The organism is Bacillus mycoides (assembly GCF_018742245.1).
GTDB lineage: Bacteria > Bacillota > Bacilli > Bacillales > Bacillaceae_G > Bacillus_A > Bacillus_A cereus_U.
Genome location: NZ_CP036132.1, coordinates 417,342 through 432,709, shown reverse-complemented (window position 1 = coordinate 432,709; position 15,368 = coordinate 417,342). Strand labels below are relative to the sequence as shown.

Here is a 15,368-nt window from a genome sequence, read left to right as displayed (position 1 = left end):
TGAAAATGGTTCTCAATATGAATAAAGATAAAAAAAGACCAATGTAATAAGCATTGGCCAAGACCAACCCTATCCGTCCGGTAACTGGCTAGCTTAGCCCTTCGACCTTAGCCCCTGTAGTTTTGCGTCCTCATGTTTCCATAAGTTTGCCTTTCTCGCTGAACGAGTTGAACGATATGGGAGTTCTATGAGAATTAAAATATTCTCTTCCAAATATTACAACATAAAAATTAAAATGTCCACCCATTTAAAGATGTAAATATAAAGTTTTAATGTATTATTTTTTCGAAATAATTTAACAAAGTTCGTGAATGTTACATTTCTTGTGTTATATAATAAAAAACGTATACAACACAAGGATTATTCCGGATATTCATTTAATTTTCATTCAAATTAAACTATTCGAATATATCTTAACTTACGAATTTCGGAGGTAGTTTATCATGTTTTGGCTACAATTTCTTACGTTACTACTCTGTATTTTTATTGGTGCACGCCTAGGCGGAGTTGGTCTAGGAGTAATGGGTGGCGTTGGTATGGCAATACTTGTTTTCGTCTTCCACTTACAACCTACAGCTCCTCCTATTGATGTCATGCTTATGATTTTAGCAGTAATTACAGCTGCCGGTGCTTTGCAAGCTGCTGGAGGAATGGATTATCTCGTCCACCTTGCTGAGAAAGCATTACGAAAAAATCCAAAGCGCATTACATTTTTTGCTCCTATTGTTACTTATTTATTCACGCTATGCGCAGGAACTGGTCATGTCGCTTATTCTGTACTTCCCGTTATCGCCGAAGTATCTCGTGAATCAGGAATTAGACCTGAACGACCAATGTCAATTGCCGTTATCGCTTCCCAGCAGGCAATTACAGCTAGTCCAATATCGGCTGCAACAGTTGCACTTTTAGCAATGTTAGCCGACTATAAAATCACCTTGTTAGATATTTTAAAAGTCAGTATCCCTTCTACTTTCATCGCTTGTATGGTAGCTGCATTCGTTGCTAGTAAAATGGGAAAAGAATTAAATGAAGACCCTGAATACTTGAAGCGATTAAAAGAGGGAATGATTCCTAAACTTGAAGAGAAAAAAGAATTTGTAGGTTCAAAAGGCGCGAAATTATCAGTTATTCTTTTCCTAGTCGCAACTTTCCTTGTTGTACTTCTCGGTTCATTTGAAACACTTCGTCCAGGATGGATGGTTGATGGGAAATTAGTTCGTCTGTCAATGCCAAACACAATTGAAATGGTCATGTTAACCATTGCTGCTCTTATTATTATTTTCTGTAAGCCAAATGTGGAAAGCATTGTAACTGGTAACGTCTTTAAAGCAGGCGCAACAGCAGTTGTTGCTATTTTCGGTATCGCTTGGATGGGAGATACTTTCTTCAACGGAAACTTAAATATAATTCAAGGATCAATTCAACACTTAGTGACAAGTGCACCATGGCTATTTGCTATTGCACTATTCATTCTATCTATTTTACTGTATAGCCAAGCAGCAACAGTTCGTGCTTTAGTGCCACTTGGACTATCACTTGGTATTCCGCCGGCATTACTTATTGCAATGTTCCCTGCAGTAAATGGATACTTCTTCATTCCAAACTATGGAACAATCGTTGCTGCCATTAACTTTGACCGTACTGGCACAACAGGCATCGGTAAATATGTATTAAATCATAGCTTTATGATTCCGGGCCTAATTGCAACATTCACTTCTATCGGAATTGGAATGCTCTTAATTTCAATTATGTTTTAAATTAAAGCACAAACCTACACTTCTAAAGGGTTTGTGCTTTTTTAATCAAACGTTTGTTTAAATAAAGTGAAGCTTTAATCAGTGGGGATTTTGTTCATCCCTCACTGATTATTAGCCCTCACCAATCGGACCTTTACGGGCAGCAAGGCTCCCACAAATAGCAGGATAAACGAAACAACCCATTTTGCGACTCTACAAACTCTTATTTACTTCCTCAGCTAATTTCTTCGTACTTTCATACGCAGATTCTGCTAAGCTAATCGCTGAAATAACTGAAACACCATCCGCACCCGCTTCTATAACAGAAGCAGTATTTTCAATGGTAATCCCACCAATCCCAACGATCGGTATTGTAATCTCTTGTTCCCTAAAATACTTTAGACCTTTCGTTCCTTGAACCGCTTTCGTATCTTTTTTCGTACTCGTCGGGAAAATTGGACCAACTCCTAAATAATCGGCTCCATTTTCAATCGCCCAGCGTGCTTCTTCAATTGTATGTGTAGATACTCCAATAATTTTATCTCCCATTTTTTTACGAACAGATGTAATTCCTTCATCATCTTGTCCAACATGTACGCCATCTGCATCTAACTCGAGGGCTAGTTCCACATCATCATTTACGATGAATGGTACACCGTACTCCTTGCAAAGCGCTTGTAGTTCCTTCGCAAAATCAATACGTTTCTCTCCCGTTAAAGCCCCTTCTCCCTTTTCACGAAGTTGAAAAATTGTTATACCACCTTCTAGTGCATCTCTCAATACTTGTAGTGGCTCCTTCATGCAATTGTTACTTCCCATAATAAAATATACCGGTAATAACCTAGACATTTCATCCATTGTAATACGCGACATCTAGTTCCCCTCCTTACTGTATAACCTCAATCTTTCCATACTTCTCAATATCATCTGAAGTTGTATTCGCTAACTGATTTAAAAATTCAATTTGGAAGCTTCCTGGTCCATTCTCTACTGTTTTCGAAGCTGATATTTCTGCTGCTACTCCATAGAATGTTAATGCGGCTACTGCTGCCTTTACATAATCCTTTTCTACCGCTACAAATGCTCCTATTACAGAAGTTAGTAAACAACCTGTTCCAGTAACTTTCGTTAAAATAGGATGGCCATTTCGAATCAGAATAGTTCGCTCTCCATCTGTAACAACATCTTCTTTTCCAGTAATCACCGAAACTGTATTTAATTCATCCGCTGCCTGTTTTGCAATATTTACAACATTACCATTTCCAGTACCAGCGTCTACACCTTTAATTTCCCATCTCTCATTAATAACATTAGCTATTTCAGCTGCGTTTCCGCGAATAATAGCTAAATCGATCTCAGCTGGAATATATCTCGCAACTTCTGTTCGATAAGAGGTCGCTCCTGCACCAACTGGATCAAACAGTACCGGTACATCATTCGTATTTGCTGATTTACCAGCAAGTAACATCGCTTCTACCTCTTCAGGACGAAGTGTACCCATATTTAAAACAAGAGCTCCTGCAATGCTAGCCATTTCTGCTACTTCTTCTTTTGCATACGCCATTACAGGCGATGCCCCTAATGCTAATAAACCGTTTGCTGTAAAATTCGTTACAACAACATTTGTAATATTATGAACGAGCGGATTAGACTCTCTTACCAAATCCACTACTTTACTAATTTCTTTCATATTCATCCTTTTCATCTCCTAACTATAGTGATGGGAGATACACAAAAAGGCACTTTGCGCGTACGCAAAGTGCCTGAACATGTGCTTTTACACTCTCCCTACGCTGGCATTATCCAACAGGTTCAAATGGTCAATGACGGACTATTAGTCATACTCTCAGTTTGCATCCACAAACCCCCATGTGCTTCTTATTCACTTACTTCAGAGTCTACTCTTATTCTAGTAAAATAACAAGCTCTTTACCTTTCCATATGCAAAATATCATTCAGACTAACATCTTTTTCACCAATGAAAATAGACGCAACTGATAAAACAATAAGCGCAATAAATGAGGCCACTGAAAAACTTACGTTTTTCAGTGGCCTCCTATAAGGTAGGGGGCTCCTTTACATTCCCTCTTGAAAACTGTGGTATATTAGACGATATATAGTTAATAAAGGAGTTCGATTAAATGGCAAAAAGTATTGTAATTGCTGAAAAACCTTCTGTTGCACGTGATATCGCGCGTGTACTGAAATGTGATAAAAAAGGAAACGGCTATCTTGAAGGTAGTAAATATATTGTAACTTGGGCTTTAGGTCATCTCGTTACATTAGCTGATCCAGAAAGCTATGATGTGAAATATAAAAATTGGAATTTAGAAGATTTACCGATGCTACCGGAGCGTTTGAAATTAACAGTTATTAAACAAACAGGGAAACAGTTTAACGCTGTGAAAAGTCAGCTTATTAGAAAAGATGTAAATGAAATCATTATAGCTACTGACGCCGGTCGTGAGGGAGAGTTGGTCGCACGCTGGATTATCGATAAAGTTAAAATGCAGAAACCGATTAAACGTCTATGGATTTCATCTGTTACCGATAAAGCAATTAAAGATGGCTTCGCAAATTTAAAACCAGGAAAAGCATATGAAAATCTATATGCTTCGGCTGTCGCACGTTCAGAGGCTGACTGGTATATCGGGCTTAATGCGACTCGAGCATTAACTACCCGCTTTAATGCCCAACTAAATTGTGGTCGTGTTCAAACACCTACTGTAGCCATGATTGCAAGCCGTGAAGATGAAATCAAACATTTCAAAGCTCAAACTTACTATGGTATCGAAGCTCAAACAGCTGAGAGATTAAAGCTAACTTGGCAAGATACAAAAGGAAATAGCCGTAGCTTTAATAAAGAAAAAACTGATGCAATCGTGAACAAAATTAGTAAGCAAAACGCTACTGTTGTAGACATTGATAAAAAACAAAAGAAATCGTTCGCTCCTGGTCTTTACGATTTAACTGAGCTACAACGTGATGCGAATAAAATATTTGGTTACTCTGCGAAAGAAACATTAAACATTATGCAAAAATTATATGAACAGCATAAAGTTTTAACGTACCCTCGTACAGATTCACGCTATATTTCATCTGATATTGTCGGAACACTTCCAGAGCGTCTGAAGGCTTGTGGAGTTGGAGAATACCGTCCTTTAGCACATAAAGTATTGCAGAAACCTGTAAAATCTAATAAATCATTTGTTGATGATAGTAAAGTAAGTGATCATCACGCAATTATTCCAACAGAGAGCTATGTAAACTTCTCAGCTTTCACCGATAAAGAACGTAAAATTTATGACTTAGTTGTAAAACGTTTCTTAGCTGTTTTATTCCCGGTCTTTGAATATGAACAACTAACATTGCGCACGAAAATTGGTGACGAAACGTTCATCGCACGAGGAAAAACGATTTTACATGCTGGTTGGAAAGAGGTTTATGAAAATCGATTTGAAGATGATGATGCAATCGATGATGTAAAAGAACAAATCTTACCTCGCATCGAAAAAGGCGACACATTAAACGTAAAACTAATTGTCCAAACATCAGGTCAAACGAAAGCACCTGCACGTTTTAATGAAGCAACATTACTTTCAGCGATGGAAAACCCAACAAAATACATGGATACGCAAAACAAACAACTTGCTGATACATTAAAATCAACTGGTGGATTAGGTACTGTAGCTACACGTGCTGATATTATCGACAAGTTATTCAATTCGTTCTTACTTGAAAAACGTGGTAAAGATATTCATATTACTTCAAAAGGCCGTCAGTTACTTGATTTAGTGCCAGAAGAACTGAAATCTCCTACACTAACTGGTGAATGGGAGCAAAAGTTAGAAGCTATCGCTAAAGGAAAGTTAAAGAAAGAAGTATTCATTTCAGAAATGAAGAACTATACGAAGGAAATTGTTACTGAAATTAAATCAAGCGATAAAAAATATAAGCACGACAACATTTCAACGAAGTCTTGTCCAGACTGTGGTAAACCAATGTTAGAAGTAAACGGTAAAAAAGGTAAAATGCTTGTATGCCAAGACCGCGAATGTGGTCACCGTAAAAATGTATCCCGCACTACAAACGCACGCTGTCCTCAGTGTAAAAAGAAACTAGAACTTCGTGGTGAAGGAGCGGGCCAAATTTTCGCATGTAAATGTGGCTATCGTGAGAAACTTTCTACCTTCCAAGAAAGACGTAAAAAAGAATCCGGCAGCAAAGCTGATAAACGTGACGTCCAAAAATATATGAAACAACAGAACAAAGAAGAAGAACCATTAAACAATCCATTCGCAGAAGCATTAAAGAAATTAAAATTTGACTAAACAAAAAGGTTCCTACCACTATCGGTAGGAACCTTTTATTTTTAATGAATAATTTTACTTCCTTTTGCGTTCTCAACAAACTTTTCACTTGATTTGTTAATTGGTTTTTTCAGTAATAATGCAGCCACAACCATGATTACTACGAAAGCACTTAACACAAGCAAATCTCTAGTTACTATATCCCAAAGCATTCCACCTACTGTTTCACGAATTGCACTAATAGCATATGTGAACGGTAAGAACGGATACAGTGCTTGGAAGAACGGTGGTGTCATTTGAATTGGGAACGTACCACCCGATCCTGCTACTTGTAGTACAAGTAAAATAATCGCCATCGATTTCCCAACGTTTCCGAAAATAGAAACGAGTGAGTACACGATACAAACAAATACTCCCCCAATAAATAAACTAAATAACACAAACCAAAACTTATCGACTACGTACGTACCGAGTAGGAATATATCCCCCATCGATACGATAAACGCTTGTGAAAGACCTATCGTTAAGAATGTTAATAAACGTCCGAAGTATATTTCATGGCTCTTATAATTCGCGCCTTCTTCGTGTACTTCCACTGTTAATAATGAAACCATTAATAATGCGCCTACCCATAATGCAAGCACTGTATAGAATGGTGACATTGCTGAACCGTAGTTCGGCATCGCAAATAATTTATTCTCTTTTAAATTTACTGGATTCGCAAAGTAATCACTTTGCTTTTCAACATCGTTTTTCAATAAACGAATGATGTCTTTTATATCCTCTTCTGATTCAAAATCACGAATTTTATCTGCTAATTCTTTAATCTTTTTCTCAGTAGCTGGCATTTCAGCTTTAATATCTGCAATTTTCTTTTGACCATCTACTAAGCCTTTTGATGAGTCTTCAAGTAATTTTTTCACATCTGGAAGCTTCTTATCTGCCTCGCCTAAAATTTGAGATGTATTTTTAGACATCTCTTTTGTACGAGCAATTGCTGCGTTAAAGTTTGGAACAATTTCTGAATCGTAATTAGCTAAGATGTCACCTATTTGTCCTGAAACACTTTTAGATACTTGATTAATACTTTCAATAACATCTGCTGCTGGTTTTTGACCTTTATTAATAGCGTCAATTCCTTTATCAGTTAAATCCATTCCTTTTTGCAAACCATCTTTTGCCTTATTTAACTTAGCAATTGTGCCATTAAGATTTTTACCACTATTCACATCGGCCAAAACTTTATTTGTACTTTCCATAACCGGAATCATATCGTTAACTAAATTCCATCCTGCTTGGAACTGTCCATTTAAATCATTTAAGGCTACTTTTGTGGAATCTAATCCATTAACGCCTTTGTTACTTAAGTCTGCTGTTGCTTTTTCAAGATTAGTTTTTAGTTTTGCATAATCCGTTACAGCCTGATCATAGTTCTCTCTACCATTGTTTAATATCTCATTAGCTTTGTTTATATCTTGATTTAAATTGCCTCTTAGCTGCTGAGCATCTCCTTGTACATTTTCAGCCTTATTTTTCAATTGTTCAGCTGTGCTTACTGCTTTTTCAAAGTCAGCTACAAATGTTGCATTATAGTCTTTTTCAGCTTGATTTACTAAATTATTTACTGCATCTAATTTTTGATTTACAGCATCTCGTACATCTTGTTTAACTTCTTGACCAGAACTAATTAAATCCCCTACATGCTTAACTCTATTGTTAGCATCCACCATAGAATTTTTAAGCACTTTTAGACTTTCCGCTCTGTTTCCAAAGAACTGCTTACCAAAGTCCGTTGAAGCTGATTCTTTAAAAGTTGTAAAGAAATCAATTAAATATGAAACACTATCAATACGGTCTTGGAGAAGTTTTGAAGCATCCTGAACATTTTTCTGAGCTACAGTTGGGTCCACGCCCTTATTTTGAAGCCCATCCATAACACTTTTCACATATGCCGTTCCAACACGAGTAGAATTGAAAACATTGTTTACAGTTTGATCAATATTTGTAGCAATATTTTTATATCCCTCACCATTCACTTGCGGTAACTCTGGAAGCGTTGGTATTTGTGGAATAGTTATATTAGGTAACTCTGGTAATTTAGCTGGATCTGGAAGTGTCAGATTAAAATCAAATGCCGGATTTTTTAAGTAATCCGTAATTGCCGCCGCACCATCTAAACCTTTTTGCATTACAATTAAATTATTCTTAATAGTTCCTGGAGCACGTTTCAATGTTTCATCATTTCTCGCAAAGAATTTATCTAAATTCCCTAACGCTTCTTGCCCATCATTAATAACACTTTCTACAACTGGCAACTCTTTCTGTGCTACTTTCACAACATCTTCTGCTCGAGTCGCATCATCTAATGCCTTATCCACAAGTGTATTCATTTCTGGGAACTGCGCTTCTAACTTAAATACAAGATCCTTGACCTTCTCAATACTTGGTAAGTTAGTTTCTAAATCGATTCCAAGGTCATTAAAGATTTTAAAAATCTCACCGTTTGCTGTTTTAACAAAGTTTTTACTAACCTCTTCTGTAAGACCCGATGCACCTTTAGCTGTAATCTTCGGTGCAATGGCATTCACCTTTTCATTTACATAGTAATCAATTTCCGGCTTCTGTGGATTTTCATTCAAGACTGTTGCAATCTTTTCAGAAAAATCTTTTGGAATAGTAATACTTGCGGAATAATCTCCACGCTCTACTCCATAAATTGCTTGCTTTTCATCAACAAACTTCCACCCGAAATTTTTGTCCTTCTTAAGTGAATCTACAATTTCTTTCCCGATGTTAATATCTTTCCCTCTTAAATTTGATCCAACATCTTGGTTAGAAACTGCAATCTGGATTCCTTTCGTATTTCCGTAAGGATCCCAAGAAGCTTTGATGTTAAACCATGCATATAACGATGGTAAAATCATTAATCCTAAAACAATAACAATTGCAGCCCAATGTTTGGCTACATTCCGTAAATCTGTCTTATAAATACGCCAAATCTGTTTCATATAAGCAATCACCTAATTATATATTTTTCTTTCTTTAGAAAATGATACATACATTTTGCAATTATATCACTTTCTACATCGTGGATTAAACGAAAACATACTATTTTTCCCATTAAATATTTCACTTACTTCATTATATAACGAAGTAAAAAAAGTATGCATACAAAATGACCAAATTAGTTTTACATTCAATAATAACAAATATATAGGAAATGTCATAAAAAATACAAGTATTTTCTCTTGGGAATACTTGTATTTATCAAAAAACCCTCCCAGCTTTTCATTATCTGTGAGGGTTTCTTCTATTATATATCTAATTGTACTTCTACACCGAAATGATCAGAAATTACATTTCGATTTGTTCCATTAAAAATGACTTTTGAAGAATTAACTGTTTTACTTTGATTGCTTAATATTAGGTCGATTCGTAAGTTTTGTTTATTTTCATCCCAACCAGCAATCTCTCCTTGGACAGTTGTTCCTTCATCCTTCTCTATCGCTAGTTCATATGTGTCATATAAACCTTTTTGCATCGTATACTCATAACCCTCTCCTTCCAAACGAGCATTGTTATTAAAATCACCCATTAAGAAGGAAAGTTCATTGCTATTTACACGCTCCATTAAACGATCAACTTGGTCTTTGAATGATTCTTCTTCATCATTCCACCAACCGAGATGGCAAGAATAAAACGTTATATTCTTATCATTATAAGCAATTGTTGCACTTACAATTTTGCGTGTTTTCCAATACGTTGTATCCTTATTTTCTGAGACAAAGAACGTATCTTCCTTTACAATGTTGTGCTTTGTTATAATTGCTAATCCTTCTTCGTACACATCATATCCAATATGAGAGAAATCCCAAATAATATTGTATTCTTTTACATTTAATGCTCTTAACTCTTCTAGCAGTAAAAGTCCAAAATTATCTTTTTTCTTGTTACCGCATACATTTTCAGCTTGTATAGACTGACTTACTTCTTGCAATGCGATCACATCATAATCTTCTTCTTGAATTGCTTTAGCAAGATACTTTATTTTTTCAATTTGATTCTCTTCTTGCCAAGAGTGACAATTTAAAGTTAGCAATTTCATATTATTACGCACCTAACATATCTTGAATGTCTGACTTTAATACGTCAGCTTTCGGGCCATATACGGCTTGTACACCTTTATCTTTAACAATAAGTCCTAAAGCACCATTTTGTTTCCATTTTGCTTCTGGTGCAACAACATCTAAATCTTTTACTGTTACACGTAAACGTGTCATACAAGCATCTACGTCAGCAATATTATCTTTTCCGCCCAATAAATCAATAACTTTTGTTGCTAATGAACCGTCTTGTACATTTCCTGTTCCTTCTGATGACTCATCTTCATTATCAATATAGTTACCTGCACGCCCTGGTGTTGGTAAATTGAATTTTTTAATTAAGAAATTGAATAACGTAAAGTTAAGACCGAAGAATACTAATGAAACAATGACAAAGTTAATTAGGTCTCTTGTTAATCCTGCATTGACCATCATTGGTGTACGTGTAATTAACTCAATAAATCCAAATGCATGAACACGTAAATCAATTAAATCTGCTAATGCAAATGCAAGTCCTGTTGTAATTGCATACACAACATATAATACTGGTGCAATAAACATGAACATGAATTCAATTGGTTCTGTTACACCTGTTAAGAATACTGCTAATGCAGCTGATAAGAACATTGGTTTATATTTTGCACGTTTTTCTTTATCAACATTACGGAACATCGCAAATGCAATCCCCATTAACGCTGCTGTTGAGCCGATAACTTGTCCAGCTTTGAAACGAGCTGGTACAACGTTATTTAATAAGTCGTTATATGCTTTCGTATCTCCATTTGCTAATAAGTTATTTAAATCTGTAATCCATGCAAGCCATAATGGATCTTGTCCTGCTACAATTTGTCCAACTTTTGAACCAGTTAACATCGTATATGTTCCGCCTAGCTCTGTGTAGTTCATCGGAATCGTTAACATATGATGTAATCCAAACGGTAATAATAAACGTTCTAACGTTCCGTATACAAACGGTGCAACAACTGGTGCACTGTCTTTAGATGCTGCAATCCAGCGACCAAATTCATTTAATCCACTTTGGATAAATGGCCATACAAGTGATAATACAATCGCAGTGACTGTAGACCATACAATTACAACGAATGGTACGAATCGTTTTCCATTAAAGAATGCTAGTGCCTGTGGCAGTTTATTATAATTGTAGTATTTGTTATATAAAGTAGCTCCTAAGAAACCTGTGATAATCCCTACGAACACTCCCATGTTTAATGCTGGTGCACCAAGTACAGAAGTGAAATAATCTTTTACAAGTAAATCACCTGCTAATGATGAAGAAACTGTCGCTTTTGAATCCGCTAACATTTGAGCGTTTACGCCAAAGATAGCTCCTGTAATTCTGTTTGTTAAGACGAATGCTAATAGTGCTGCAAATGCACCACCTGCGCGATCCTTCGCCCAAGATCCCCCAATTGCTACTGCGAATAAAATGTGTAGATTTGTAATAATTGCCCAACCGATGTCTTCCATTACTCGAGCAATTGTATGAACTGCGTTAATATCCCCAGCAGACATCCCAATTAACTTACCGATCGAAATCATTAAGCCCGCTGCTGGCATTACAGCTACAACAACTAATAATGCCTTCCCGAACTTTTGCCAAAAATCAAAAGACGTAATTTTCATCTGTTCTTCCTCCCCTTTATTTATAACAACATAATGATTTAAATTATAATTTCTGTTTCTCTTATGAAAACGATTCCTTATGTTACTTCTCCTCTTTACGCAACCGTTTTCATAAATCTATTTTAATAAAAGCGTTTTCACATTGCAATAGAAATTTATTTTTTTTCATAAAAAAAGATGCTCAAGGAGCATCCTTTTTCATTATAAAATGCGATAAACCCTTGCTTCATAAGGTTTTAACGTGATTGTAGTTATTTGTTCATGTTCCGCAACTTCATAGTTATTTAAAAGCAAACGTTTGCGTTCTAATGCAAATAAACTCTCATTATACACAGCTTCCTCTTTTGAGATATTACTAATTACAATGACTTTTTCATCCTGTAACGTACGTGTATACGCATAAATTTGTGGATCATCTTCTAAAAGTAAATCGTACGTACCGTAGTTCAATACATCGTGCTCTTTTTTCAAGGCAATCATTTTCTTATAGAAATTGAAAATAGACTTTTCTTCATTTTTTTGCTTTTCAACATTAATTTCTTTGTAATTTGGATTCATGCCAAACCAAGGTGTACTTGTTGTGAAACCAGCATTCATCTCATCGTTCCACTGCATAGGTGTACGTGAATTATCGCGGCAAGAAGCCCATATAATTTCCATCATATCTTGATGTGATACGCCCTCTGCAATTTTCTCGCGATATAAATTTTTAATTGCTACATCATCGTAATCTTCAATATTTGGTAACTGAACATTTGTCATACCAATTTCTTGTCCTTGATAAATAAATGGTGTACCGTGCATAAAGAAATACATCGCTCCTAGAGCTGTTGCACTTTCACGCCAATATTGTTTATCATCTCCCCACGTTGAAACGATACGTGGTTTATCGTGATTCTCAATGTATAAAGCATTCCATCCTTTATTTTCTAATCCTTTTTGCCATTTCGTTAATACCTTTTTCAACCCTACAACATCAAGATCTTTCTTCTTTTCTGCATCCCATAAGCTTAAATGCTCGAACTGGAATACCATATTGAATTTACCTTGCTCTTCTCCAACCCAAAGCTCAGCATCTTCAATTTTAACGCCATTAGCTTCACCAACAGTCATAATATCGTACTTAGAAAATGTATTTTCTTTTAACTCTTCTAATAAAGGTTGAATACCATCCACATTCATATGTTTATCAAAAGATGGCACATATTTTAATTCTTTTGGATTTGGCATATCCTTGAGGTCATCTTCTTTCTTAATATGACTGATCGCATCCACACGGAAACCATCAATTCCTTTATCAAGCCACCAATTAACCGTATCGTATAATACTTCGCGAACTTCTTTATTCTCCCAGTTTAAATCTGGTTGTTTACGTGAGAATAAATGTAAATAATATTGTCCTGTTACTTCATCGTATTCCCATGCCGAACCATTAAAAATACTTTCCCAGTTGTTTGGTTCCGCACCATCTTTACCATCATGCCAAATATACCAATCACGCTTCGGATTGTCTTTAGATGAACGCGATTCAATAAACCATGGATGTTCATCACTTGTATGATTAATAACTAAATCAATAATAAGCTTCATATCACGCTTATGAACTTCATCTAGTAAAGCATCAAAATCTGCCATTGTACCAAACTCATCCATAATGTCTTGATAATCACTAATATCATAACCATTATCATCATTAGGTGACTTATACATTGGACAAATCCAAATTACATCTATACCTAAATCTTTTAAATAATCCAGTTTTGCAATAATACCTTGTAAATCTCCAATACCATCACCATTTGAATCCATAAAGCTACGTGGATAAATTTGATAAGCAACTGCTTCTTTCCACCATGTTTTCTTCATAATAACTCTCTCCTTTTGCATCTCTATTTTTTATGCAAACGTTTTCGTAACACTATCATAACAAAATATAGAGAGTTTGCAACTGTTTTCATTGAACTCCATGTAGATTCCTTATTCTTATGCTTTATTTATTTCTCGCAAAGGTAAAATGAAACTTTAATCAGTGGGGGGTGTCCATTCCCCACTGATAATTAGCCCTTACCAATCGGACTTTTACGAGCAGCCCTACCTTCTTGCTTCAGCCGGATTGTCTTACTGCTTGGCAAATAACGGAATAAATCTAATCCTTCTCCTCTTCTCGTCCATGCGTGTTAAATATACTCTTCATATACTAATACAAGCTCATATTATTTCAGAAAGGAGATATAAATTGAAACAAACAAAATTAACTGGTCGTATCGTCGTTCCTTCAGATCCTGAATATGACGTAGCTCGAATAAATTTAAATTTAAGTATTCCAAAACTCCCTTGCATTATTGTTTTTTGTCAAAATAAAAATGATGTGTGTAACGCCTTAAAATGGGCTCGTGAACGTCATATACCATTTCGCTTAAGAAGCGGACGCCATAGCTATGAAAATTTTTCTCTTTTAAATAGAGGACTTATTATTGATGTGAGTGAAATGCATCGCATTACTGTCAATACAGATAAATTAACAGCAACAATTGAAGCGGGTGCAAATCTTGGCACTGTTTATAAAGAACTTTGGAAATACGGTGTTACAATAGCAGCTGGCACAAGTGCAAGTGTTGGTATCGTTGGATTAACACTTGGTGGTGGCATCGGCATGCTTTCACGCTTATTTGGACTAACATGTGATCAATTATTAGAAGTCGAAATGGTACAAGCGTGCGGAAAATTTGGTGCAAAACTCATTCGTGCAAATGAACAAGAAAACCCTAACCTTTTTTGGGCATGCCGCGGCGGTGGGGGTGGGAATTTCGGGATTGTTACTTCCTTAACTTTTCGAGTCCATCCTATAAAAAACGTCTCAATTTTCTCGCTTACATGGGAATGGGAAGACTTTATTGCTGCATTTCAAGCTTGGCAAAACTGGGCACCTTATATAGATGAACGTCTCACTTCATCAATTGAATTATTCTCCAAACAACGAAATAAAATCGAGGTGAAAGGTGAATTTGTTGGCTCTCCCTCTGAACTCTATCCTCTATTATTTCCTCTTCTTGAAACTGGTAACCCCTCTCTCTTTATAGATGAAGTTCCTTATATAAAGGCTGTTCAATTCTTTAATAGTGGTAATATCCCTGAAAAATTTAAGCGCTCTGGTTCCTATGTATATAAAACGATTCCCCTTAAAGGCATTCAAATCATGCAACATTTTCTTTCGCATGCACCAAATAAAGATGCGAGTATTTGGCACCAATCACTCGTAGGTGCTGTAGAAAACATTTCCCCTAATGAAACAGCTTATTTCCACCGCAAGGCAATTATTGCTCAAGAATATATTACTTCTTGGAAATGCAACGATGAAGAAAACCGAAATATACGCTGGGTTAAAGATTTACGGGAAAGCTTAGATCCTTACACACTGGGAGACTATGTAAATTGGCCCGATATCGACATAAAAAATTGGCAAACTAGTTATTATGGCTCTAATTTTCAAAGGTTGCGTAAAGTGAAGACAGTATATGACCCTTGTAATGTTTTTCGTTTTCAACAAAGCATTCCTCCTTTCCATACGTAAAAAG

9 protein-coding genes and 2 riboswitches are annotated in these 15,368 nt (G+C 35.9%); of the genes, 3 read left to right on the top strand and 6 right to left on the bottom strand.

Annotation, left to right across the window (positions count from 1 at the left end; all coding sequences use genetic code 11):
• Nucleotides 1-76 precede the first annotated feature (76 nt).
• Nucleotides 77-161, bottom strand: a riboswitch (cyclic di-GMP riboswitch).
• 282 nt (nt 162-443) lie between these two features.
• Nucleotides 444-1,757, top strand: a complete 1,314-nt coding sequence (locus EXW56_RS02190) for an anaerobic C4-dicarboxylate transporter family protein (RefSeq protein ID WP_002113643.1) — start codon at nt 444-446, stop codon at nt 1,755-1,757.
• Between the two features lie 192 nt (nt 1,758-1,949).
• Here the strand turns inward: EXW56_RS02190 and thiE are convergent, their stop codons facing one another.
• The gene (gene thiE, locus EXW56_RS02185) at nt 1,950-2,609 is read right to left on the bottom strand and encodes a thiamine phosphate synthase (protein ID WP_002201901.1); all 660 of its coding nucleotides are present in this window, start codon (nt 2,607-2,609) and stop codon (nt 1,950-1,952) included.
• Between the two features lie 13 nt (nt 2,610-2,622).
• Complete coding sequence (gene thiM, locus EXW56_RS02180) at nt 2,623-3,432, bottom strand: hydroxyethylthiazole kinase (protein ID WP_215597153.1); 810 nt, start codon at nt 3,430-3,432, stop codon at nt 2,623-2,625.
• 72 nt (nt 3,433-3,504) lie between these two features.
• Nucleotides 3,505-3,617, bottom strand: a riboswitch (TPP riboswitch).
• A gap of 260 nt (nt 3,618-3,877) precedes the next feature.
• Here thiM and topB point away from each other — a divergent pair.
• Nucleotides 3,878-6,067, top strand: a complete 2,190-nt coding sequence (gene topB / locus EXW56_RS02175; protein ID WP_070138683.1) for a DNA topoisomerase III — start codon at nt 3,878-3,880, stop codon at nt 6,065-6,067.
• Between the two features lie 41 nt (nt 6,068-6,108).
• Here topB and EXW56_RS02170 read toward each other — a convergent pair whose 3' ends face one another.
• From EXW56_RS02170 to EXW56_RS02155, 4 genes are all read right to left on the bottom strand, one after another.
• Nucleotides 6,109-9,054 (bottom strand): YhgE/Pip domain-containing protein, encoded by a 2,946-nt coding sequence (locus tag EXW56_RS02170; protein ID WP_078180180.1) that lies wholly within the window; start codon nt 9,052-9,054, stop codon nt 6,109-6,111.
• A 305-nt stretch (nt 9,055-9,359) separates the two neighbouring features.
• Nucleotides 9,360-10,151: an endonuclease/exonuclease/phosphatase family protein gene (locus tag EXW56_RS02165; protein ID WP_002113634.1), complete on the bottom strand. Its 792-nt coding sequence runs from the start codon at nt 10,149-10,151 to the stop codon at nt 9,360-9,362.
• Between the two features lie 4 nt (nt 10,152-10,155).
• Entirely contained in the window at nt 10,156-11,793 is a 1,638-nt protein-coding gene (locus EXW56_RS02160; RefSeq protein WP_002113631.1) for a PTS transporter subunit IIBC, read from the bottom strand.
• Between the two features lie 201 nt (nt 11,794-11,994).
• Complete coding sequence (locus EXW56_RS02155) at nt 11,995-13,659, bottom strand: glycoside hydrolase family 13 protein (protein ID WP_215557874.1); 1,665 nt, start codon at nt 13,657-13,659, stop codon at nt 11,995-11,997.
• Between the two features lie 370 nt (nt 13,660-14,029).
• Here EXW56_RS02155 and EXW56_RS02150 point away from each other — a divergent pair, with 370 nt between their 5' ends.
• Complete coding sequence (locus EXW56_RS02150) at nt 14,030-15,364, top strand: FAD-binding oxidoreductase (RefSeq protein ID WP_002201918.1); 1,335 nt, start codon at nt 14,030-14,032, stop codon at nt 15,362-15,364.
• The last annotated feature ends 4 nt before the right edge of the window (nt 15,365-15,368 follow it).

What these genes read in the sequence shown, in the direction of transcription:
- topB (WP_070138683.1), top strand. Translation starts at nt 3,878, where the DNA reads ATGGCAAAAAGTATTGTAATTGCTGAAAAACCTTCTGTTGCACGTGAT.
- thiE (WP_002201901.1), bottom strand. Translation starts at nt 2,609, where the DNA reads ATGTCGCGTATTACAATGGATGAAATGTCTAGGTTATTACCGGTATAT.
- EXW56_RS02155 (WP_215557874.1), bottom strand. Translation starts at nt 13,659, where the DNA reads ATGAAGAAAACATGGTGGAAAGAAGCAGTTGCTTATCAAATTTATCCA.
- thiM (WP_215597153.1), bottom strand. Translation starts at nt 3,432, where the DNA reads ATGAATATGAAAGAAATTAGTAAAGTAGTGGATTTGGTAAGAGAGTCT.
- EXW56_RS02165 (WP_002113634.1), bottom strand. Translation starts at nt 10,151, where the DNA reads ATGAAATTGCTAACTTTAAATTGTCACTCTTGGCAAGAAGAGAATCAA.
- EXW56_RS02160 (WP_002113631.1), bottom strand. Translation starts at nt 11,793, where the DNA reads ATGAAAATTACGTCTTTTGATTTTTGGCAAAAGTTCGGGAAGGCATTA.
- EXW56_RS02170 (WP_078180180.1), bottom strand. Translation starts at nt 9,054, where the DNA reads ATGAAACAGATTTGGCGTATTTATAAGACAGATTTACGGAATGTAGCC.
- EXW56_RS02190 (WP_002113643.1), top strand. Translation starts at nt 444, where the DNA reads ATGTTTTGGCTACAATTTCTTACGTTACTACTCTGTATTTTTATTGGT.